Consider the following 22,506-nt stretch of genomic DNA (forward strand, 5'->3'; position numbering starts at 1 on the left):
TCAGTCGGTCGGCTGCGTCTCGGTGCGCCGGCCAGCTCGTGCCGCCGCGGTACCTGGCAGCGGCCCGGCCGGGCGCACTGCCAGCGTGACCAGCCCGCCGATCAGGCCCCAGAAAGCCGCGCCGATACCCAGTAGCGTGACTCCCGAGGCGGTGATCAGGAAGGTTACCGCGGCGGCCTCGCGTTGGCCCGTGTCGGCGAGCGCGTTGTGCAGGCTGTTGGCGATGGTCGAGAGCAGCGCGAGGCCGGCAATGGTGACGATCAATGAGTGGGGCAGGGCGTTGAACAGCGTGCCGATCGAGCCACCGAACAGCCCGGCGAGCAGGTAGAAGCCGCCGGCCGCGGCGGCCGCCACATAGCGCCGCTGCGGGTCGGGGTGCGCTTCGGGGCCCATGCAGATGTCGGCGGTAATCGCCGCCAGGCACACCGAGAAACCGCCGAACGGCGCCAGCAGCAGTGTCGCCAGGCCGGTCCAGGCGATCAGCGGCGAAATCGGCGTGCGATAGCCGGCGGCGCGCAGCGTGGCGACCCCGGGGGCGTTCTGCGAGGCCATGCTGACGACGAACAGCGGGATGCCCACCCCGATCAGTGACGACCACGTAAAGCTCGGCATGATGAATTCGGGCGCGGTGAACACCAGCGCGCTGCGCTCGGCCTCGATGCCGCCCTGTAGCCAGGCGACGGCCAGCCCCACCGCGAGCACCAGCAGAATCGTGTAGCGCGGCAGCCAGCGCTTGCCGATCAGGTAGCTGGCGCACATCGCCGCGACGAGCGGGAAATCGACTTCTAGGGCGGCGAAGGCGTCGATGCCGAACTGCAGCAATACGCCGGCGAGCATCGCCGCGGCGACCGCCTGCGGGATGCGCTCCATCAACCGTGCGAACAACCCGGTGACTCCGCACAGCAATACCAGCAGCGCCGAGAACAGGAACACGCCGATCGCCTCGCTGAGCCCGATACCCGGCAGACTGGTGGCGAGCAGCGCCGCACCCGGCGTCGACCAGGCGGTAAGCACCGGTTCGCGGTAATACAGCGACAGCCCCAATGACGTGGCGCCCATGCCCAGCCCCAGCATGCTCAACCAGGCACCGATCTGTGCCGGGCTGGCGCCGGCGGCTTCGGCGGCCTGGAAGATGATCACCGCCGAGCTGATATAGCCGACCAGCACCGCGACGAAGCCGGCGACCAAGGCGGAGGGGGAGAGATCGCGACGCAGCGAGCGGCGGGGCATGGCGGGACTCCGGGTCGATTGTGCGTTATAACGCACGACGGGCACACGTTAGCATTCGCGCCCATCGCGTACAATCGCCCGCAGGCCCGTGTCCAAGTCTTATTAAGCCCGCTTTCAGGTCCCTTACCAGGTAACCCAGCCATGCCGACCGATCCCCGCACGCACATTCCCGCCACGCTCAGGGCGCTGCGCCAGTCGCGCGGCTGGAGCCTCGATCGTTGCGCCCAGGCCACGGCGGTCAGCAAGGCCATGCTCGGGCAGATCGAGCGCGGCGAGTCGAGCCCTACCGTGGCCACGCTGTGGAAGCTGGCCAGCGGTTTCGGCGTGTCGTTCTCGGCATTCTTCGTGGAAGCCGCGCACGGCGAGGCCGTGAGCTCGGCAGCCGAACCCTCTCAAGACGCACCCCGCACGGCGGATGCCGGTACCGTCGACTGGCAGGATGCCGCCGGGATGGCGCTGTCGGTGCTGGTGCCCTTCGAAGCGGCGCTCGGCTGCGAGATGTTCCTCGTGACCCTGGCCCCCGGCGCCGCGAGCGACTCGGCGCCGCATGCCGCCGGGACGATCGAGCACGTCATCGCGCTGGACGCCGGGGTCGAGGTCGAAGTCGAGGGGCAGTGGCACCGCCTGGCAGCAGGGCAGACTCTGCGTTTCGCCGCCGACCGGGCGCACGCCTATCGCAATCGCCGCGCCCAGCCGGTGCGCTTTCACGACCTGGTGCATTACCCGCGTTGAGGTCAGTCGGCGCGCAGTCGTCCGAGCGCCGCCGGGCGATACTTGGCGAGCAGCGCCCACAGGATCGCCGCGCTCTCGGCGTCGGGGTTGCCGTCGTAGCGGGCCGGGCGGAAGTGCATCTGGAAGGCGCGCAGCGCGGCGCGGGTCTGGCCGTCGAGTTCGCCGCTCGCGATCACCGGGTAGCCGTAGGCGGCCAGCGCCCGCTGCCATTGGTCGATCGTCGGCGGTTCGCGCTCGAAGCGTGTGCGGTAGGCGGCGACACTCGCCGGGTCCGGCCAGGCGCCGATGCCGGCCCGGTGCAGTCGCGCCCAGGGAAAGCGCGGCCCGGGATCGATCTTGCGCTGCGGGGCGATGTCGGCATGGGCGACGACATCGGTGGGATCCATGCCGTAGCGCGCGACGATGTCGCGGGCGACGGCGATCACCGCCTCGATCTGCTCCGGCGGGAAGAGGTCCCAGCGCATGCCGTTCGCGGTAGTCACGGGGCCGTGATTGACGATCTCGATGCCGATCGAGGTGTCGTTGAGGTTGCTGCGGTTGCGCCAGCGGCTGGCGCCGGCATGCCAGGCCCGGCGCGACTCGTCGACCAGTTGGTAGACCCGCGGTGCGGCGTGGCCGTTTTCGGGGTGGCGGGGGATCAGGTAATGGACGCTGACACGGGGGCCGGTCAGGGTCTTGAGCGATCGCGCATCGCCGCTGTCGGTGTAGTGCAGAACCAGGTGGCGGATGCGTGAACTCTGCGCCGGCGCGATGTGACGCCGGTCGACCTGATAGCCGGGCCGCGACTCGATCGCCGGCGCCATGCCGCAGGCCGTCAGCAACACGCTCGAGGCCAGCAGGGCCAGCGCGGGCCAGGTCGAGCGGCGCTCAAATCGCCACACGGCTACAGCACCGTCAGCGCGCGGCGGATCAGGATGCCCAGGCACAGCGTCAGGGCGAAGCTCAGCATGGTGCCCAGCAGTACATACTCGGTCAGCTTGCGGTCGCGGTCCTCGCGCAATTCGCCGAAGCGCAGCACCGACTTGGCGGCCAGCAGGAAGCCGATCGGCACCAGTTGATCGGCCAGCACGAAGGTCAGTACCAGGAAGCGCTCGAGCATGCCGATGCGCGCGCCGGCGTCGGCGAGCATGCCGCTGGTGTCGACCTGGCGGCTCCAGCGCCGCATGATCAGCGCGATCAGGATCGAGGTGGGGCGCAGCACCAGCAGGTAGCCCAGCGCTACCAGCAACGGGGCCGGATCCAGCAACCAGCTACCCAGCGTGGCCAGCCACGCGGGCGACTCGACCAGCAACGCCCAGACCACCACTAGCACGCCGACGTGCAGCGCCTGGTCGAGCAGGAAGTAGCGTGCCTGCGGCGGGGCGTAGCTCTTGGCGATATCGATCGCCAGGTGCGTCACGCTGATCGCCGCGACGGCGGCGAGGGTCGGCAGGAAGGCCTGCGCGCTGGCCAGCAGCGCGACCAGCGCCAGCAGGCCCTGCACGCCGGAGTGCAGGTAGACGGCCGGTGAAAGGTAGTGGCGGCTCTCCTTGCTGCGTACCCAGGCCTGGCTCTGGAGCAGGAAATCACCGATCAGGTGGCCGAGCAGCAATAACAGCAGTAGCGACAGGCTGTTCGATTCCATCATGCCTCCCCCAGACATTGGCCGGTGTAGGCAAGATAATCGCGGATCAATGGCCAGCGGGCGGCGACCAGGCGGCGATTGATCGTCGGCTGGGTGCGCTCCAGGCGTCTTGCCAGGGCTTGCTGCGATTCGTCGTGCAGCAGGCTGTGATAGGCGACTTCGGCCGAGTAGCGCGACCAGTGACAGAGAATGTCGTCGGCGAAACGGGTCAGCAGGGCGAGGTGCTCATCCAGGGCCGGTTTGCCGGTGACCACGACCAGCCGCTGCGGCGTTTCGCCAAGGGCGTCCAGGCTACGCCCGGAACGCACGAAGGCGTCGCCCTCGGCCTCGGCGAAGCGAGCCGCATCGGGCACTTCGCCGCCGCCTACGGCAACGGCGATGCGGGCATCCCAGGTGACCTGACGTGACGGCGACTGCTGGATGAGCGCCGCGCGCAGCAGTACCGCAGCGGTCACGCCGTCGCCCGGATCGCTCACGGCGATCTGGAAACCGTCACCGCGATAGCGGTCGCTGCGGGCCGCGAAGCGCCTTTCGAGCAGGGTCAGCGCATCGTCCAGCGTGCGGCTCAAGTGTGGCTTGTCACTGACCTGCTGCGAACCGACGATGTCGCCGGTCAAGACCGCGATAGTGTTCATAGTGCTGCCTGCCTTTATAGCTCAATATGGCTATAATTCCATTTAATAGCCGAAATAGGCTATTAATTTATAGCTCAAAAAAGCTATAAATATTATTTATAGTCAAATAAGGCTATTATTCAAGCCTTTCATTCGGAAAGCCTACCTTTACTGTAATTATATACAGTATTTTGCCGAGTCCAAGCGTTACGCCCCGGTCGCCTGTAGCAAAATGTAAGCCTCAATGGATCAGTTCGCGGGTGGCCGATTCCAGCCCTTGCAGGGTCAGGGGATACATGCGATCGCCGATCAGCTGACGAATCAGGCGGGTCGAGTGGGTTCTCTCCCAGCTCGCCGCCGGCATGGGATTGAGCCAGGCCAGGCGCTCGAACTTGGCCGCCAGGCGTTGCAGCCAGACGCCGCCGGGCTCGTCGTTGAAGTGCTCGACGCTGCCGCCGGGATGGCTGATTTCATAGGGCGACATGGCGGCGTCGCCGACGATGATCAGCTTGTAGTCATTGCCGAAGGTGCGCAGCATCTCGAACGTGGAAAGGCGCTGGTGGCGACGGCGATTGTCGCGCCACAGCCCTTCATAGATGCAGTTGTGGAAATAAAAGTGCTCGAGGTGCTTGAACTCGCTGCGACACGCCGAGAACAGCTCCTCGCAGGTATGCACGTGGTCGTCCATCGAGCCGCCGACATCGAGCAGCAGCAATACCTTTACGGCGTTGTGACGCTCGGGCCGCGTCCTGACGTTGAGCAGGCCGGCATCGCGGGCGGTGGCGTCGATGGTCGCGTCGATATCGAACTCCTCGCCGGCGCCGCTGCGCGCGAAATGGCGCAGCCGGCGCAGCGCCAGCTTGATGTTGCGGGTGCCCAGCTCGCGGCTGTCGTCGTAATCGCGGAAGCGACGCTCGTCCCAGACCTTGACCGCGCGGCGCTGGCGCGAGCCATCCTGACCGATGCGCATGCCCTCGGGGTTGTAGCCGTAGGCGCCGAAGGGGCTGGTACCGCCGGTACCTATCCACTTGTTGCCGCCGGCATGGCGCTCGCGCTGTTCGGCGTAGCGCTGCTTGAAGGTCTCGATCAGCTGCTCGAGGCCGCCGAGCGACTCGATCCGGGCCTTCTCCTCGGCGGACAGCGAGCGCTCGAACTCGCGGCGCAGCCAGTCGTCGGGGATCAGCGCGTCGATCGCCGCGTCGAGGTTGTCGATGCCCTCGAACCAGGCGGCGAAGGCGCGATCGAAGCGATCGTAGTAGCGCTCGTCCTTGACCAGGGTCAGCCGGGCGAGGCGATAGAAGGCCTCGCTGTCGGCGAACACCACGCCGCGTTCGACGCCGGCATGCAGGTCGAGCAGCTCGCGCAGAGTGACCGGCACGCCATGGCGGCGCAGCGTTTCGAACAGGCCCAGGAACATGCGCTAGCGCCTCGCCGACTGTTGGCGGCGGACCATGAACGCCAGGCGCTCGAGCAGGCCGGTGTCCTGTTCGTTCTTGATGAGCGCGCCGGCCAGCGGCGGCAGCGCCTTGGCCGGATCGCGGTCATACAGTGCCTCGCGGGCGAGTTCGTCTGCCATCAGCAGCTTGAGCCAGTCGACCAGCTCCGAGGTCGAGGGTTTCTTCTTGATGCCCGGGACGTCGCGAATATCGAAGAACACGTCCAGCGCCTGGGCGACCAGCCGCGACTCGATGTCGGGAAAGTGCACGGCGACGATCTGCTGCAGGGTCTCGCGGTCGGGGAAGTCGATGTAGTGGAAGAAGCAGCGCCGCAGGAAGGCGTCGGGCAGTTCCTTCTCGTTGTTCGAGGTGATGACGATGATCGGCCGGTGCCGCGCCCGCACGGTGCGGTCGATTTCGTAGACGTAGAACTCCATGCGATCGAGTTCCTGCAACAGGTCGTTGGGAAACTCGATATCCGCCTTGTCGATCTCGTCGATCAGCAGCACGGCGCGCTCATCGGACTCGAAGGCCTCCCACAGCTTGCCGGGCTTGATGTAGTTGCCAACCTCATTGACGCCCTCGATCCCCAGCTGCGAGTCGCGCAGCCGGCTGACCGCATCGTACTCGTAGAGGCCCTGCTGGGCCTTGGTGGTGGACTTGATGTGCCAGGTGATCAGCCGGCTGCCCAGCGCGCTGGCCAGTTCCTCGGCGAGCAGGGTCTTGCCGGTACCGGGCTCGCCCTTGATCAACAGGGGCCGTTCGAGCGCGACGGCGGCGTCCACCGCCAGGCGCAGGGCGTCGCTGGCGACGTAGGTGTCGGTGCCTTGGAAAGCCATGAAGGTCTCGTTCCTGAATGTGATCAAACGAGTGTACGAACGGCGATCAATGGCGGCAACCGCGCGATTGGAGTCAGGTCTCGGAGGTGGTTTCCAGCGTTTCGGCACAACGTTCGTCGACCAGGCTACTGACAGTGCGGTTGCGACCTTCTGCCTTGCACTGGTAAAGCGCGGCATCGGCGCAGGTCAGCAGACTGTCGAGATCGATCGGCGTCCCCGGTGCGGCAGTGGCCACGCCGATACTGACGGTGACCACTTCGGCGGTGGGTGAGGTTTCATGGGGAACGCCGACGGCCTGGAGCATGCTGAGCATGGCCTCGGCCAGCCGGGTGGCCTCGCTGAGGTCGACGTCGAGCAATACCACCAGGAACTCTTCGCCGCCGAGACGGACCACGATGTCCGTTTCGCGGCGGAAGATATCGCGCAGCACGTTGGCGATCTCGAGCAGGCAGTCATCGCCGGCCGGGTGTCCGTAGTGATCGTTGTACAGCTTGAAATGATCGACATCGATCATCAGCGCGGACAGCGGCGACATGCGCCGGCGGCTCAACGGCAGGGCGATTTCCAGGCGCTGCTCGAGCAGGCGACGATTGCCGAGTCCGGTCAGCGGGTCGTTGAGGGTCTGCTCGAGCAGTTGCTGATTCTTCTCGCGCAGGCTGAGCAGCAGCTTCTCGATCTCGCGCGTCAGATAGGCGATGTCGTCGTGGCGTTCGAGCAGCGAGGCGGGCGGGGCGATGGGCTCGCCGTCATGCTGGTCCTTGACGTAGTCGACGAGGCGATGAAGCGGCTGGATGTACTGGCGGCTAATCAGTACGCCGGCAATTAGTATGAAGCTCAGCAATAGGATCGCCAGCAGCGCGATGCGATTCTCGGTAATGGCAGCGCCGAGTTGCAGCGAGTCCGCTCGGGCGAGCAGCCACAAGGCCGCGCCGACGATGACGAACAAGCCGCTGAACGTGGACAACAGGCGCAGCAGGGTACTGTGTCGAAGCAATCGCATGGGCCCGTTTCGCTGGGATAAGCACGCCTTGCGGCAAGCCTGTCGGTGAGTTTCGAGAGCGGATTCGGCGAGCGAATCGGGGAGGTTTCCGCTACCCGCTGCCTTTCTGCAAGCAAGCGAAGACGGTGCTCGGGTTCCCCAGGCGCTACACGGCCTATCGCCGCCTGGAGCCATTATCTGCGGAGCATGCCCAAGCGGCTACTTCACTTTACTTAATCGGCAGCGTTGAGAGGAACTTGAATGGGGACACGCTGACCGCCGGCCGGCGGTCAGCGGTCGAGGTCGAATTGCAGCCCCGCCAGATGCCGATACAGTGGATTGTCGGCCAGCAGCTCGGCATGACTGCCGGCACCGACCAGGCGTCCGTGGTCGAAGACCAGCAGGCGATTGGCGGCCACCACTGTGGCGAGCCGGTGGGCGACGACCAGGGTGGTGCGTCCGACCATCAGCCGGTCGAGCGCCTCCTGGACGAGGCGTTCGCTTTCGGCATCCAGCGCGCTGGTCGCCTCGTCGAGCAGCAGCACCGTGGGATCGCGCAGCAGCGCCCGGGCGATGGCCAGGCGCTGGCGCTGGCCGCCGGACAACTGGACGCCGCCCGGCCCCAGGTAGCTGTCGAAGCCGACCGGCAGCGCCTCGATGAAGTCCAGCGCATTGGCGTCGCGTGCCGCCTGGCGCACGGCGTCGTCGCTGGCCTCGGGCATTCCGTAGCGGATGTTGTCGGCGGCGCTGCCGCTGAACAGGATCGGCTCCTGGGCGACCAGGCCGATGGCACCGCGCAGCTCCACCGGATCGAGCTCGCGCAGGTCGATGCCGTCCAGTGTCAGGCGACCGGCCTGCGGATCGTAGAAGCGCAGCAACAGCTGCAGCAGGGTGCTCTTGCCGGCGCCCGACGGGCCGACCAGGGCGATGCGCTCGCCGGGGCGGATGAGAAGGTCGAGCTCGTCGAGCGCGGGCGGGCTGGGACGCGAAGGGTAGGCGAAGCGCAGCCCCTCGGCACGGATCTCGCCGCGCAACGGCCTGGGCAGGGCGCGCGGCGCGGGCGGGGAGTGAATGCGCGGCTTCGCGTCGAGCAGTTCGAGCAGGCGTTCGGCCGCGCCCGCGGCGCGCTGGATGTCGCCGGCGACCTCGGCGAGCGCCGCGACCGCGCCGGCGGCGAGCACCGCATAGAACACGAACGCCGACAATTCGCCGGCACTCATCGTGCCGTCGAGTACCGCGTGCCCGCCCTGCCACAGCATCAGGCCCACCGCCGAGAAGATCACCAACATGGCGATGCCGGTCAGCCAGGCACGCTGGCGGGTCCTGGCTATCGCTACCCGGAATGCCGCCTCGGCGGTGCGCGCGTAGTCGCGGCGATCGATCGGCTCATGGCCGAAAGCCTGCAGCGTGCGAATGCCCGCCAGGGCCTCGCCGGCGTAACGCCCCAGCTCGGCGACCTGATCCTGACTGTGCCGCGACAGGCGGCGTACCCGGCGCCCGAACCACAGGATCGGCAACACCGTGGTGGGTATGCCCAGCAGCACCAGTGCACTGAGCCAGGGCTGGGTGATGAGCATCAGCACGATCGCGCCGAGCAGCATCAGCAGGTTGCGCAGCGCCACCGACAGCGACGAGCCGAACAGGCTTTGCAGCACGCTGGTGTCGGCGGTCAGCCGCGCCTGGATCTCGCCGGCGCCGCCGTGCGGGGTGCGGCTGTTCTCGAAGAAGTCGGGCTCCAGCGTCAGCAGGTGATCGAAGACCTGGCGGCGCAGGTCGGCGGCCAGCCGCTCGCCGATCCAGGTGATCAGGTAGTAGCGTGCCGCCGAGGCGACGGCGAGCAGCGCCACTACGACCAGCAGACCGGCCAGCGCCTGGTTGAGCTGGGTGGCGTCTTCGGCCATGAAGCCGCGATCGATCACCAGGCGCAGCCCCTGGCCCATCACCAGCACGCTGGCCGAGGCGATCAGCAGCGCGACGCCGGCCCCGGCCAGGCGCCAGCGGTAGGGACGTAGCAGCTCCGCTAGGCGAAGCAGGATGCGCGGGTCGGGGCGGGTAGTGGACATGGCAACTCATTGCCGCAAAGTCGGTATCGCAGGGGTAAGCTTGAGGGCTCGGCCTTGAAGAAGCCACCAGCATCGCCGAACGGCTCGCCTGTCATGAGTCTCTACGCTGGAACAGGCTCATCCGTTGCATGACGCCATCACGGCGAATGCGCCAGTGATAAAGCGCAGCTGAGATGTGGATAAGGGCTAATACCAGAATCGCCCAGCCGACCCGCCCATGCCATTCATACAGGCTTTCGGACAGGGCCGGATTCTTGGCGATCAACCCCGGCAGCTTGGCCTCGAAAAACTCGACCGGAAAGTCGCCGATGTCGGTGGCCAGCCAGCCGAGTATGGGCATGATGAACAGCAATAGGTAGAGCAGGGTGTGCACGATGCTGCTGGCGACGCGATTGAAGGTGGGCAGGGGCTCGGCGTAGGCAGGCTTGCCTTTGACCAGTCGGATGATCAGGCGCAGCGTCATCAAGCCGAGAATCAGCAAACCGAAAGTCTTGTGATATTGATAGAGAAAGTCGATGGCGGTCTTGCCGAAGCGTTCGACGAGACTTTCGAAACCCAGCCAACCCAGCGTCATGCCGCTAGCCAGCGAGCCTATCACCAGGCCGGCAATCAACCAGTGCAGCAGACGATGAGAATATGTGTAGCGTGCGATCATGTGCGAACCTTGCCCATCGTACGTCAGCATTGAATCTGCTTCACTACACGCTGCGATGCAAGCGGAGACTGCATCGCTTGTCCGGTTCATTCGCGCTTGTTGTCAGGGCCGAAGCGCTGCGTATATCTGAGGTGAACTGACAACTTCTTCCATGCGATCTCAGGAGTTGAAACCATGCACGGAGTTCTATTGGTAACGGGTGGCAGTCGCGGCATCGGCGCGGCGACGGCACGCCTGGGCGCGTCGGCCGGCTATCGGGTATGCATCAATTATCGCTGCAACCGGCAGGCCGCGGAGGCGGTCGTCGACGAGATCGCCGCCGCCGCCGGCGAGGCCATCGCCGTGGCCGCCGACGTTGCCGTCGAAGCCGATGTGATGCGCCTGTTCGAGACCGTGGACCGTGAACTCGGGCCGCTGACGGCGCTGGTCAACAACGCCGGCATCCTCGAGCGTCAGTGCCGCGTCGCCGACATGAGTGCCGAGCGGTTGATGCGGATTCTGGCCACCAACGTCACTGGCAGTTTTCTGTGTGCCCGCGAGGCGATCCGGCGCATGTCGACCGCCCACGGCGGCCAGGGCGGCGCCATCGTCAACCTGTCGTCGGTAGCCGCGCGGCTGGGTGCGCCCAACGAATACGTCGATTACGCGGCCACCAAGGGCGCCATCGATACCTTCACGACGGGGCTGGCCAAGGAGGTCGCCGGCGAGGGCATCCGCGTCAACGCGGTGCGCCCAGGTATCATCTATACCGACATCCACGCCAGCGGCGGCGAGCCCGGGCGGGTCGAGCGCCTCAAGGACACGGTGCCCATGCAACGTGGCGGGCAATCGGAGGAGGTCGCCCGGGCGATCCTCTGGCTGCTTTCCGAAGAGGCCTCGTACACCGCGGGCAGCTTCATCGACGTGACCGGCGGGCGCTGACTGCGACAGGCGTCCCCGCATGGCTGCCCGGCTGCTAGGCTGTCGACATGGCTTTTGTCGACAGAGCACTCGAACAAGGAGGTTGCCATGGCTTTCACACTGCTCGATCGGCGCGTCGAGGTCATCACCGGCGACATCACCCGGTTGCAGGTCGATGCTATCGTCAACGCCGCCAACCACTCGCTGAAGGGCGGCGGTGGAGTCGACGGGGCGATCCACCGGGCCGCTGGCCCCCAGCTCAAGAACGCCTGTCTGGCGCTGCGCGAGACGCAGTGGCCCGACGGGCTGCCCGATGGCGAGGTCGCCCTGACCGATGGCTTCGAATTGCCGGCACGCTACGTGATCCACACGGTCGGTCCGGTCTACGCCAAGACCAAGGACAAGTCGCACCTGCTGGCCAATTGCTACCGCAATGCCCTGGCACTGGCCGCCGAGAAGGCCTGCCGAAGTGTCGCCTTTCCGGCGATCTCGACCGGCGTCTATGGTTATCCGTTCGACGAGGCGGCGCACATCGTGATCGATACCCTGGGAGAGGCGCTGAGCAGGCATGATTTGCAGGTGACGCTGTGCTTCTTCGGCGACCGCGATCGCCAGGCGTTCGAGGCCATCGCCGAGCAGCGCGACGTGGTGGATCGCTGAACAGGCCATGAGGCCGGACTGTTAAATAGCGCCCGATTGTCGAAATCGCTTCGGCTCGCGCGACTATGAAGGCCAATCCGGCGTTCGCCTCCGATAGGAGACCGCATCATGGGCAACACAATCCGGCTGCATCGCGTGCTTCGCGCATCCCCCGAGCGGGTCTATCGGGCGTTCCTCGATCCTGAAGCCCAGGTCAAGTGGGCGCCGCCCCATGGGTTCACGGCAAAGATGCATCACATGGATGTCCGCGAGGGAGGCTCCTACACCATGTCGTTCACGAACTTCACGACCGGCACGAGTCACTCCTTCAGCGGCACCTATCGGGAACTGGTGCCGAACGAGCGCATCCGCTATACCGACGAATTCGACGATGCGAATCTCCCCGGCACGATGCAGGTCACCGTGACTTTCACGAAGGTATCGGTGGGGACGGAGCTGAGCATCACGCAGGAGGGCGTGCCCGAGGTCATTCCGGCCGAGGCGTGTTACCTCGGCTGGCAGGAATCCCTTGGCCAGCTGGCGAACCTGGTGGAGCCGGAGATTCCCGACGAGCTGTAAAGGCTACAAACGAAACGGCCGGCGAGCGCGCAAGCATCTCGCCGACCAGTTTCGATGCACCTGTTGCGATGGGCCTCGTTGCAAGGCACTTGCTGCAAAGGCGCGGTAACCGGGATTAGCCGGTCTGACGCCCGGTGAGCTTGTCGCGGAGCCGGTCGATCATGCCGACGCCCGGCCCGACGCTCTTGTGAAAGAGCTCGGAATGCGGCGCACTGGGGTGCGGCCGGGTCGGGGCCAAGCTCTTGGCATTTTGCACCTTGTTGCCCATGTCGATGAGATCGCTGGCGGAAAGATGCGAGCGTAGCTTGGGAAACTGATCCGATTCCTCGTCATCCGCATGGTGATCGAGCAACTTCTTCAGTTCCCCAATCCGCTCCATGAAAGCCGGATCGGTGGCGTTGGCGTCTTCGATCTGCTTCATCACCTGGACGATTTCATCGTGTTCCTGCCTATCGTGGTCGGCCTCATCGGCACCGTTCGGCAGTTGCTTCTCCATTACCGGGTAGACGTACATCTCCTCGGCGACGGAGTGGCGCATGACCTCGGCGATCAAGGTGTCCGCCAGGTCCCGGCGCTGGACGGAATCGGTCGTGCCCTCTATCTGGCCGATCAGGTCCATCATCTCCCGGTGGTCGGTGGTGAGGATCTCGGTGACGTCCGCACCCTGTCCAACTCCATTGAGTTCGCTCATCAGACTCCTCCATTGAGTCGCTGCTTTATAGCGTGGAACCACTATTTAAAGGTAGCACCACGCTCAAATTCGAGCCAAGAATGGCAAAATTCCATCAAAGGGCCTTCTTCCCAGCTGCCGAGCCCATGCAGTTGTCGTAGAAGGTGACCGTGGCCGGCCAGTCCGAGAACAGCCCGATCACGCCGACATCGCGGGCCAGCACGTCGAGCGCGAGTAGCTTGTCGCCGTCGTTGTCGACCACGTCGTCGATGCTGCGGTGATACCACTCGCCGTCTTCGCTCAACGGACCCGAGCGCTCGAAGCTCCAGGCGATGATATCCAGCCCGGCCTTTCTGGCGCGCTCGGCATAGACCGAGGGCACGATGCGGCTGCCGGAGTCGCCGGCCTCGGGATTGGACGCCAGCAGCATCCACAGCGGTGGGGCGATGATGTTCACGCCTTCATCGGCGAGTGCCTGCATGCCGGGGGTCCAGGTATCGGGCTTGGCGTAGTCGAAGCCTTCCTCGTCATAACGATCGTCGAGATAGACGGCCTGCTTGCCGAACGCCGGCGTGTTCTCGATCCAGTAACGCACGTCTTCCAATTCAAAGGATTGCGGGTAGACATCGCTCGGCGGGACGTTCGCCGCCTTGTAGTCATCGATCAGCTTCTGGGCGTAATCGGCCTGCGACATGCCGTCGAAGGGCATGGCCACGCTCGGCGCCTTGAGCTCCGGCGTCATCTTCACGCCCAGCGCCTTGAACAGCTCGATGCTCTCGGCATGCGTCATCAGCGTGCCGCGCTGGGCGTAAAGGTCGGTACGCCAGCCAGGGGTGGCGTCCATGTAGGCCTGAATACTGCGCGCCTCGCTATCGGCGCCTTCCATCTTGCCCTTGAGCGTCTTGAACTCGGCAAGGGTAATGTCGCTGGTGCAGCATTGAATGGCGCCCGCATTCACCAGTTCGCCGCTTTGCGGATCGAACTCGGGCGGCACGCTGCACTTCTTGGCCAGGTCGGTCTCGAGGATGTTCGTCGTGGCGTGCAGGTCGCACTGCGAATGACGGCAGACCAGCTCCTTGTCCGCCGTGAAGGTGACGTCGCACTCCATGATGCCTGCGCCCATCTGCGCCCCGGCGATGTACGCCTCCCGCGTGTGTTCGGGAAACTGCAGCGGCGCCCCGCGGTGGGCGATGGAAAATTCCGTGCGCTGCCAGTCGTTGCGCTGGGCGGCGCAGTTCAGCAGGTCGGCCTTGAGCGTGCGGGAGCGCTGGGTGTCCTCGTCCATATCCTGGACCAGGTAGAGCGGACGCGGACCGAGGGTAACGTGCTTGGCGGCGGCGATGACGGCCTCGTCATTGCTGGCCGCCCAGGCAGGCGTGAAGGCGATCGTCGAGAGCAGGCACAAGCAGACGAAGAGGGCAGTGGAAAGAACGGCGGAGAGAACGTCGGGGAAATTCTTGTTATCGGTCATGGCTGGGCTCGCTGGCTATTCGAAGAGCGGGAGCCCTGAGTATAGAACCTCGCTTGTGACGCCGCGGCGACCGTGACGTTTCACCGATCGGCGGGCTCACGTCCATTTTGAATCGGCGGTGAACGACACCGTGAACCAGCGCCGCTCGGGCGGGATGGAGAGCCCGGCGGTGATCTGCTCGCGAATCTCGTCGAGCACCGCGATGCCTTGCTCTGCGCCGTAGTCGGGCGAGGTGAGGATGTGGATCTCGATGAAATGGCCGCGCCCGCTCTTGGCCACGTGGCTGAAGTATTCGAGCAGCCCCTCGCGTGCCATCACCGGCACCATCGCCGCATGCACTTCGCTATCCAGCCCGCTGGGGGCGATCAGAAAGACCTCGCGAATGGCGCGCCGCACGATGCCAATCGGCACCGGCATGAAGCACAGCGTCAACAGCGCCAGCAGCAGCGAATCCACGTAGGGCGTGAGGTGGGCATAGGTGGTGCGCTCCAACACCAGGGCGATGGCAAAGGCCACGATCAGCGCCGCGGTAATCAAGCCGGCCATCAGCCAGCCCTGCATGTCGATGCGCAGGAACTCGGAATCCACGCGGCGATTGATCCGCCTCTCGTAGGCATACATCGTGAAGCACGCCGTCGCCACGACCACGGCATAGACGATGGCCAGGCCGAAGGCGAGTTCCTGGCCGCCGTCCATCAGCCCCTGGACGGCATTGAGGAAGGCGTAGAAGCACAGCAACAGCAGGATGCTGCCGTTCAGCCCCGCCACCATCGGCTCCAGGTGCCAGAAGCCATGCTGGAAACGCTGGCTGGCCTCGCGCACCGCCAGCCGCGCCACCAGCAGGGCCAGCCCCGACATCGCCGCATCGATGGTCGAGAACACCCCATCGAAGAGGATCGAGCGGGAGCCGGCCAACAGGCCGAAGGTGACTCCCAGAACCGACACCGCCAGCGTGGTGGCGATGGAAAGCATCAGGGTGCGTTGTTCGAGCGCGGCTTGCGTAGGCGCTGGCATGGACAGGACTCGGTAGCGGAAAAGCCTCGATACTAGCAGCCTGCGAGGGAGCCGGCGCGTTTGTGGCCGGACCGTGGTGAATCACCGTGCGGCGTGAGCGAGGTCTCAGCTCACCCTCTCGAGCTCCTGGGTGACATCGGCCATGCTGCGGTAGGTATGTCCGCCGAACTTCTCCAGGGTCTGCATTTCTGGCTCGCTGGCGTTGGGGCGGGCGTAGCGCTTGAGGTCGTCGCCGTCGACCGGAAAGTCGATGCCGGCGAACAGGCTGGCGATGCGCGCGGCCGACGGCGCTTGCATGGCCCGTTGGCCGCCGGTGCTCGCACGCGAATCCTGCATAGCTCGCCGAATTATTCTTAGTATGATTAAAACTCAATGAGTTAGGGAAAAAATTGCGTGCTAGATAACATTATTGAACGCGCAGTCTAATATCTGTTAGGCGTCATCTTCGCTGTCGAATTCAGGCAATTCGGCTCGACTATAGATTGCCACTTATGACAATTTATCCAGACAGGAGGACTGATCATGACGAGCATTGCAAAGAACACAATCTGCCTTTGGTACGATGACGCTGCTGAGGAAGCCGCGCGATTTTATGCCGAGACATTTCCCGATTCGTCACTCGGCGCAGTGCACAGCGCACCTGGGGATAATCCATCGGGGAAGGAAGGGAGCGTATTAACGGTCGAGTTCACCGTGCTAGGCGTTGCGTGCCTCGGACTCAACGGCGGACCCGCCTTCAAGCATAGCGAAGCATTCTCGTTTCAGATTGCAACCGAAGACCAAGATGAGACTGATCGCTATTGGAACGCGATCGTCAGCAACGGCGGTCAGGAGAGCGAGTGCGGGTGGTGCAAGGACAAGTGGGGCATCTCTTGGCAGATTACGCCGATCGCGCTGACGAAAGCATATACCAGCCCCGACCGCGCAGCCGCCAAACGCGCGTTCGATGCTATGATGACGATGAGAAAAATCGACATAGCTGTGATCGAGGCAGCGTTTCGCGGTTGAAATGTGGGCGGCCTAACAAACAGTGGCAGTTTGCGCCCTTCGGGCGCTGAGCGCAGTTACACCACATGGCTCAGAGCCCAGAAGCGCCACATGACGAAATACATGGTTTGGCTCTACAATGAGCTTTTTCAAACATAAACTCAAACTGCCAGAACCTCGGCCGGTGCTGTGGCCGTTGCGGCCAGCTTCGAGCGCGGAGGTGAATGATCAATTTTTGTCTGATGGACGTCGGCAGATCACTATCAGACACCAAGAATTGGCGGGCGTCACGCCGACTATGTTGGGTTGGTGGTACGGGCATGTCAAAGGGAAATGGAGTACGCCGGAAAAACCTACCCGCGTTACTTGGTATGGCATCCACTTGATCACATTTCATACGAAGTTTCTAATGCTCAACCCGACGGTAGCGTCGGGAAGGGCACGCGGCTGCGTATTACCGAAGAATTTCAACGCAAATCAGATAATTATTTGCAGATTAACGTACAGGTGCGGCAGCGAAATGAAGAGACGGCGATTATTGAAAAACGTGTTGCCGGTATGGTGGTTGTCGAGCTTGTTAATAAGCTTGAGCCAACCACAAATGGTACAAACTACATTTCTACCATGACCATCGGTACCACTTCATGGCCACGCCATCTTGGCCTCAATAAAGTTTTGAATTCAAAGATTTTGTGGGGGAAATGGGGCTCAACTGGGCGCGGCATCACATTGAGGAAATCGGTAACCTGGAGAACTTTTTGCCAGATCTCTATCGCAGTGAAATGAGAGCAGGTTAGGTCACCAACCTCTTCATAGCGGCGGTCTTTAGAGGAGGGCGCCGCGGCGTATGCCCAACTAAAAGCACTTTGTGATCGCAATGATGGCGGTGACTGGGACCATCCGTTGCAATGGGAAGCATTGGGCGACTTCTCTCGCGACCACAGTGCGGCTATCGCAGCTTATGACAAGTGGCTTAAATTGCGCATCAGCTGAGTCTTCTTGACTACGTCGCATCAATTAAATTCAGCCATGCTGAGAGTCACTATGAAGAGGGCCGTTTAGTTGAAGTTTTCTGACAGTTAACTTAGCGTTGGGCGACAAAAAGGTGAGTGAGATGATGAAAGGTTCTTGTCTATGTGGCACGGTCAGCTATGAGATTTGTAGCCGGCCACACGCAATGTACTACTGCCATTGCAGTATGTGTCGCAAAGCTACGGGAAGTGCATTCGCAACCAACATGCTAGTGCGAGAGACTGACTTTACCGTGAAAACTGGCCGCTCTGTGATCAAGGCGTTTCAATCCAGTCCCGGAGAAAGCCGATATTTTTGTTCAGAATGCGGGTCACCGATATATTCAAAAGCACAAGCACGAGAGGGGATAGTATCAGTGCGCTGTGGCACCATTGACGATGATTTAACGGTTCGGCCAACGGAACATATCTATACTGCTTCAAAAGCACGTTGGTTCGAGATATGTGATCAACTCCCTCAGTACCCAGAGGAACCTGAGCCATGAGGCCCAACAAGAGGCTCCAGCCGACGTCAAAACTGCTGCGCAGTTTCGCTGCGGCTGAGACATATAACAGCGCCATTGATAAGAAGTTCACGCAGCAAAGCTGCGCGGCTGAGCGTCGCCGTTAGGCATCGGGCATCGGAATGGCGGCGAGTAGTAATATACGCGATGGTCTGTCGATTTGCTCTTTCACCGTTCGACTATTGGTGTTACTGCGAAATCGACTAGGAGGAATATAGTGATCCCCATCATAACTGCCTTTGAACAGTCGCCCGATCGCGGTCAGGGGCTGGCTCGTGATACGCGCGTTCGCTGGGCTCTTGAAGAAGTGGGCCAACCCTACGAGGTTCGCCTGGTTTCGTTCCGTGCGATGAAGGAATCCTCGCATCTAGGCCGTCATCCTTTCGGCCAGATTCCAACCTATGAGGAAGGCAATCTCGCCTTGTTCGAGACGGGCGCGATCGTCTTCCATATCGCCGAGTGCCATGCGGGTCTTCTGCCGGAAGATGCCAATGCCCGGGCTCGTGCGATTACATGGATATTTGCCGCGCTTAACACCGTGGAGCCACCGATCCTGGAGCTTGCAAACGCCAAGCTTCTGGAGAGTGATCGATCATGGAGTCAGGAACGCTTGCCGCTGGTCGAGGCTCGCGTCCGCAATCGGCTGGATCAACTTTCTGTTCGCTTAGGTAACGCCGAGTGGCTCGATCGTGCGTTCAGCGCGGGCGACCTGATGATGGTTTCAGTGCTGCTCAGGCTGAAGTCCTCGGGAATTCTGGACGAATTTCCGAATCTGGCTACCTATGTCACCCGCGGCGAAGGGCGTCCTGCCTACAAGCGCGCCTTCGCCGCTCAGTTGGCTGTTTTCACTGACAGGGGATTCGGCCGAGGGAAATGCGATGCCTAACCATGCCATTCAGCCGACGCTCGTACCTCGTGCGGCTGATGGCCGCCGTTGGGCGGCACCCTAAACTGAGGAGAAGAAATGTTCAAAGGCTCGCGATTTGCACTCTCTTCGCTCCAGCGAAAGGTAGTCCTGACGGTGCATATCATCGTCTCGGTCGGTTTGCTGGGCGACTCCGCGGGCTTTCTCGCAGTCGCGATCCGTGGAGCGGCGGCAACGGATCCGGCGATCGCCGAGGCGTCCTACCAGACGCTCCGAATGTTTAGTTACGTATTCGGCATTCCGCTTAGTTTTGCCGGGTTGCTAACAGGACTTCTGCTGGGGCTCGGTACGAATTGGGGTGTGTTCCGTTACCCCTGGGTCACCACGAAGCTCCTATTGATCATTTCGGTTATCGCCGTCGGAGCACTTGTACTCGACGGAGAGATGGACGCTATGCTCAGCGGGAGCGGCGGCGCCGAAGGCAAACTGATCGCGGGAGCGGCTTATGACGTCTTCGCCCTAGCAGCAGCCACCTTCATCGCGGTTTTCAAACCAAGTGGACGATGGTCATCCAAGCCTGCCGCCCAATAATTCATTGGAGGCGGACGTTAATAGTGCAGGATGTGCCGGTGCCGCCGCGTCATCTACCGTCGTGCTTCGTCATCCAATGAGCCGGTCCGACACCGGGTTGCGGGCCTCTCTGTGCCGCGAGCCGATCGACATACGAAAGCAGATCGATCGGCTGGCTCTACTGGTTCAGGGGGGCTATGGAGCTCAACCCCTTCGAAGAGACGGTGTTCGTGAGCGCGACAAGGTGAAGCTACTGTTCTGGTAGCGGTCTGGTATAAGCGCTTGGAGCGTAAGTGCTTCAAGTGGTCCGATCGGCTGCGGGGCAGGGCGGCCAACCCGATTTCGTCTACCACCCAAGACGGTGGGCGCCAAAATCCGGATAATGGCGGCCAATCCGCCTTTGCTCAAAATTCGGGGCGCTGCCATTTACCAATCCGGCTCTTTTCCATGGAAATCAAGGTCAACTATCTCGACAACCTGCGTCAAGAAGCGTTGTTCGACGACTTCACCGTCATCACCGATCAGCCGATCCGCTACAAGGGCGATGGCTCCGCGCCGGGCCCGTTCGATTACTTCCTGGCCTCCACCGTGCTCTGCGCGGCCTACTTCGTGCGCGTCTACTGCAACGCGCGGGAGATTCCCACCGAGAACATCCGGCTGTCGCAGAACAACATCGTCGATCCGGAAAACCGCTACAACCAGATATTCAAGATCCAGGTGGAGCTGCCGGAGGATCTCTCCGAGAAGGATCGCACCGGCATCCTGCGCTCCATCGAGCGCTGCTCGGTCAAGCGGGTGATCCAGAACAACCCTGAGTTCCAGATCGAGGCGGTCGAGAACATCGACGAGAATGCCCAGGCGCTGTTGATGAGCGGTACCGTGGAGAGCGACGAGACCTGGATCGAGGGCAAGGACCTGCCGCTGGAGCAGACCATCGCCAACATGACGGGCATCCTCGAAAAGCTCGGCATGAAGATCGAGATCGCCTCGTGGCGCAATATCGTGCCGCACGTCTGGTCGCTGCATATTCGCGACGCCGCTTCGCCGATGTGCTTCACCAACGGCAAGGGCGCCACCAAGGAGAGCGCGCTGTGCTCGGCACTGGGCGAGTTCATCGAGCGCCTGAGCTGCAACTTCTTCTACAACGACCAGTTCTTCGGCGAGGAGATCGCCAATAGCGCGTTCGTCCATTACCCGAACGAGAAATGGTTCCAGCCGGGGCCCAACGACGAACTGCCGGCGGAGATTCTGGATGACCACTGCCGGGCGATCTACGATCCCGACGGCGAGCTGCGCGGTTCGCACCTGTATGACACTAATTCCGGCCGCACGGATCGCGGCATCGTTTCCTTGCCCTTCGTGCGCCGGTCGGACGGCGAGACGGTCTGGTTTCCGTCGAATCTGATCGAGAACCTATATCTGAGCAACGGCATGAGCGCCGGCAATACGGTGGCCGAGGCGCAGGTACAGTGCCTGTCGGAGATCTTCGAGCGGGCGGTGAAGCGGCAGATTATCGAGCAGGAGATCGTGCTGCCCGACGTGCCCCAGAACGTACTGGCCAAATACCCCGATATCGTCGAGGGCATCGAGGCGCTGGAGGCGCAGGGCTTCCCGGTGCTGGTCAAGGATGCCTCGCTCGGCGGCCGGTTCCCGGTGGCCTGCGTTACGTTGATGAACCCCAAGACCGGTGGTGTCTTCGCCTCGTTCGGTGCGCATGCGAGCATGCAGGTGGCGATCGAGCGCAGCCTCACCGAGCTGCTGCAGGGGCGCAGCTTCGAGGGCATGAGCGACCTGCCGGCGCCGACTTTCAATTCTCAGGCAGTCTCCGAGCCCAACAACTTCGTCGAGCACTTCATCGATTCCTCCGGGGTGATCTCCTGGCGTTTCTTCAGTGCCCGGGCCGATGTCGAGTTCTGCGATTGGGATTTCTCGGGCTCGACCGACGAGGAAGCGGCCCGGCTGTTCGGTATCCTCGAAGAGGAAGGTCTGGAAGCCTATGTGGCCGTTCACGAGGACCTGGGCGCGCCGGTTTGCCGCATTCTGGTGCCGGGCTATTCCGAGGTGTATCCCGTGGAGGATCTGGTGTGGGATAACACCAACATGGCGCTAGCGTTCCGGGAGGATATCCTCAATATCCATTCGCTCGACGATGGGCAATTGACCGATCTGCTGGAGCGGCTGGATGAGAGCGAGCTCGACGAGCAGATGAAGATCGTCACCCTGATCGGCATCGAGTTCGACGACAACACCGTCTGGTCCGAGTTGACCATCCAGGAGCTGAAGCTATTGATTCACCTGGCGCTGAGACAGCACGAGGAGGCGCTGGATCACGTCGAGATGTTCCTGCAGTTCAACGACAACACCGTTGCACGTGGTCTGTTCTACCAGGCGGTGCTGGCGGTACTGGAGGTCACGCTGGATGACGAACTGGAACTGGACGACTACCTCTACAATTTCAGGCGCATGTTCGGCGCCGAGACCATGGATGCTGCGGTTGGCTTGGTGACCGGCGTGGTGCGCTTCCATGGTTTGACGCCCACCAGCATGAAGCTGGAAGGGATCGACCGGCACCAGCGCCTGATCGAGAGCTACAAGAAGCTGCACGCGGCGCGGGCTGCCAGGGCGGGGATGGCCCCGTCCCCCGCCTAGCCGCTATCCGCCTGCACTATAACCTCCCGAGTCAGTTGCCTGGCTCGGGGGTTTATCGTTCTGGCGCTCGGCATGCGCCGACGAAGGCACAGACCTTTCATGGGCGTTAAGTTCTCCTTCAGCTTTGCGCTCTAGCGTGGAGCTGTCACCACCGGTGACGATTCCAACAATTCATGAGGAGAAGTCCATGAAAGCCAAGTTGATGAGCATTGCCGCACTGGCATTATTGGGCGTGGCCGGCAGTGCGCTGGCCGGCGAGCGCTGCGATGTGCCCGAGGATCAGTGGCAACCTCAGGCCGCACTGGAAAAGAAACTCTCGGCGATGGGCTGGGACATCAAGCGGGTCAAGCACGACGAAGGCTGCTATGAGGTCTACGCGCTCGATGCCGATGGCCAGCGCCGCGAGGTTTACTTCGATCCCGCGACCCTCGAGTCGGTGGGCGAGGACGACTGAAC

General features: G+C 62.9%; 24 protein-coding genes. 11 read left to right on the forward strand and 13 right to left on the reverse strand.

Annotated elements, in window-relative coordinates:
• Window positions 1-1,230, reverse strand: a complete 1,230-nt coding sequence (locus tag R6258_RS00190) for a benzoate/H(+) symporter BenE family transporter (RefSeq protein WP_318446038.1) — start codon at window positions 1,228-1,230, stop codon at window positions 1-3.
• Window positions 1,231-1,371: 141 nt separating this feature from the next.
• Here R6258_RS00190 and R6258_RS00195 point away from each other — a divergent pair, with 141 nt between their 5' ends.
• Window positions 1,372-1,962, forward strand: coding sequence for a helix-turn-helix domain-containing protein (locus tag R6258_RS00195; RefSeq protein WP_318446041.1), 591 nt, complete (start codon window positions 1,372-1,374; stop codon window positions 1,960-1,962).
• Window positions 1,963-1,964: 2 nt separating this feature from the next.
• Here the strand turns inward: R6258_RS00195 and R6258_RS00200 are convergent, their stop codons facing one another.
• From R6258_RS00200 to R6258_RS00235, 8 genes are all read right to left on the reverse strand, one after another.
• Window positions 1,965-2,843, reverse strand: coding sequence for an N-acetylmuramoyl-L-alanine amidase (locus tag R6258_RS00200; protein ID WP_318446042.1), 879 nt, complete (start codon window positions 2,841-2,843; stop codon window positions 1,965-1,967).
• Window positions 2,844-2,845: 2 nt separating this feature from the next.
• Window positions 2,846-3,589, reverse strand: coding sequence for a DUF3307 domain-containing protein (locus tag R6258_RS00205; RefSeq protein ID WP_318446044.1), 744 nt, complete (start codon window positions 3,587-3,589; stop codon window positions 2,846-2,848).
• Window positions 3,586-4,221: a hypothetical protein gene (locus R6258_RS00210; protein ID WP_318446046.1), complete on the reverse strand. Its 636-nt coding sequence runs from the start codon at window positions 4,219-4,221 to the stop codon at window positions 3,586-3,588. Before R6258_RS00210 ends, R6258_RS00205 begins: the two co-directional genes overlap by 4 nt.
• Window positions 4,222-4,441: 220 nt before the next feature.
• Entirely contained in the window at window positions 4,442-5,617 is a 1,176-nt protein-coding gene (locus tag R6258_RS00215) for a vWA domain-containing protein (RefSeq protein ID WP_318446048.1), read from the reverse strand.
• 3 nt (window positions 5,618-5,620) lie between these two features.
• On the reverse strand, window positions 5,621-6,475 hold the full coding sequence (locus tag R6258_RS00220; RefSeq protein ID WP_318446051.1) for a MoxR family ATPase: 855 nt from the start codon (window positions 6,473-6,475) through the stop codon (window positions 5,621-5,623).
• Window positions 6,476-6,548: 73 nt separating this feature from the next.
• A complete protein-coding gene (locus tag R6258_RS00225; RefSeq protein WP_318446053.1) occupies window positions 6,549-7,475 on the reverse strand; it encodes a GGDEF domain-containing protein in 927 nt (308 codons plus the stop codon).
• 269 nt (window positions 7,476-7,744) lie between these two features.
• Window positions 7,745-9,517, reverse strand: a complete 1,773-nt coding sequence (locus tag R6258_RS00230; RefSeq protein WP_318446055.1) for an ABC transporter transmembrane domain-containing protein — start codon at window positions 9,515-9,517, stop codon at window positions 7,745-7,747.
• Between the two features lie 91 nt (window positions 9,518-9,608).
• Complete coding sequence (locus tag R6258_RS00235) at window positions 9,609-10,172, reverse strand: cytochrome b (protein ID WP_318446057.1); 564 nt, start codon at window positions 10,170-10,172, stop codon at window positions 9,609-9,611.
• A 174-nt stretch (window positions 10,173-10,346) separates the two neighbouring features.
• Here R6258_RS00235 and R6258_RS00240 point away from each other — a divergent pair, with 174 nt between their 5' ends.
• The 3 genes from R6258_RS00240 (at window position 10,347) to R6258_RS00250 (ending at window position 12,290) form a co-directional block, all read left to right on the forward strand.
• Window positions 10,347-11,093: an SDR family oxidoreductase gene (locus R6258_RS00240; protein WP_318446061.1), complete on the forward strand. Its 747-nt coding sequence runs from the start codon at window positions 10,347-10,349 to the stop codon at window positions 11,091-11,093.
• A gap of 87 nt (window positions 11,094-11,180) precedes the next feature.
• Entirely contained in the window at window positions 11,181-11,732 is a 552-nt protein-coding gene (locus R6258_RS00245; RefSeq protein WP_318446063.1) for an O-acetyl-ADP-ribose deacetylase, read from the forward strand.
• A 108-nt stretch (window positions 11,733-11,840) separates the two neighbouring features.
• Window positions 11,841-12,290, forward strand: coding sequence for an SRPBCC family protein (locus R6258_RS00250; protein ID WP_318446065.1), 450 nt, complete (start codon window positions 11,841-11,843; stop codon window positions 12,288-12,290).
• Window positions 12,291-12,405: 115 nt separating this feature from the next.
• On the opposite strand, the gene R6258_RS00255 is transcribed toward R6258_RS00250, so the two are convergent.
• The 4 genes from R6258_RS00255 to R6258_RS00270 form a co-directional block, all read right to left on the reverse strand.
• Window positions 12,406-12,981 (reverse strand): hemerythrin domain-containing protein, encoded by a 576-nt coding sequence (locus tag R6258_RS00255; RefSeq protein WP_318446067.1) that lies wholly within the window; start codon window positions 12,979-12,981, stop codon window positions 12,406-12,408.
• Window positions 12,982-13,075: 94 nt separating this feature from the next.
• A complete protein-coding gene (locus tag R6258_RS00260) occupies window positions 13,076-14,431 on the reverse strand; it encodes a glycerophosphodiester phosphodiesterase family protein (protein ID WP_318446071.1) in 1,356 nt (451 codons plus the stop codon).
• A 96-nt stretch (window positions 14,432-14,527) separates the two neighbouring features.
• The gene (locus tag R6258_RS00265; RefSeq protein ID WP_318446073.1) at window positions 14,528-15,445 is read right to left on the reverse strand and encodes a cation diffusion facilitator family transporter; all 918 of its coding nucleotides are present in this window, start codon (window positions 15,443-15,445) and stop codon (window positions 14,528-14,530) included.
• Between the two features lie 105 nt (window positions 15,446-15,550).
• Window positions 15,551-15,781, reverse strand: a complete 231-nt coding sequence (locus tag R6258_RS00270) for a DUF2795 domain-containing protein (RefSeq protein ID WP_318446075.1) — start codon at window positions 15,779-15,781, stop codon at window positions 15,551-15,553.
• 186 nt (window positions 15,782-15,967) lie between these two features.
• Here R6258_RS00270 and R6258_RS00275 point away from each other — a divergent pair, with 186 nt between their 5' ends.
• The 7 genes from R6258_RS00275 to R6258_RS00300 all read left to right on the forward strand — a co-directional run bounded on the left by R6258_RS00275 (window position 15,968) and on the right by R6258_RS00300 (window position 22,504).
• On the forward strand, window positions 15,968-16,453 hold the full coding sequence (locus R6258_RS00275; RefSeq protein WP_318446076.1) for a VOC family protein: 486 nt from the start codon (window positions 15,968-15,970) through the stop codon (window positions 16,451-16,453).
• A gap of 312 nt (window positions 16,454-16,765) precedes the next feature.
• Window positions 16,766-17,218, forward strand: coding sequence for a hypothetical protein (locus R6258_RS00280; RefSeq protein WP_318446078.1), 453 nt, complete (start codon window positions 16,766-16,768; stop codon window positions 17,216-17,218).
• 391 nt (window positions 17,219-17,609) lie between these two features.
• Window positions 17,610-17,948, forward strand: coding sequence for a GFA family protein (locus tag R6258_RS18845; RefSeq protein WP_412176344.1), 339 nt, complete (start codon window positions 17,610-17,612; stop codon window positions 17,946-17,948).
• Window positions 17,949-18,183: 235 nt separating this feature from the next.
• On the forward strand, window positions 18,184-18,852 hold the full coding sequence (locus tag R6258_RS00285; RefSeq protein WP_318446080.1) for a glutathione S-transferase family protein: 669 nt from the start codon (window positions 18,184-18,186) through the stop codon (window positions 18,850-18,852).
• A 78-nt stretch (window positions 18,853-18,930) separates the two neighbouring features.
• A complete protein-coding gene (locus R6258_RS00290; RefSeq protein WP_318446082.1) occupies window positions 18,931-19,422 on the forward strand; it encodes a DUF2269 family protein in 492 nt (163 codons plus the stop codon).
• Window positions 19,423-19,848: 426 nt separating this feature from the next.
• A complete protein-coding gene (locus tag R6258_RS00295) occupies window positions 19,849-22,050 on the forward strand; it encodes an OsmC domain/YcaO domain-containing protein (protein WP_318446084.1) in 2,202 nt (733 codons plus the stop codon).
• 187 nt (window positions 22,051-22,237) lie between these two features.
• Entirely contained in the window at window positions 22,238-22,504 is a 267-nt protein-coding gene (locus R6258_RS00300; protein ID WP_318446086.1) for a PepSY domain-containing protein, read from the forward strand.
• Window positions 22,505-22,506 lie beyond the last annotated feature (2 nt).

The organism is Halomonas sp. HP20-15 (assembly GCF_033446685.1).
GTDB lineage: Bacteria > Pseudomonadota > Gammaproteobacteria > Pseudomonadales > Halomonadaceae > Modicisalibacter.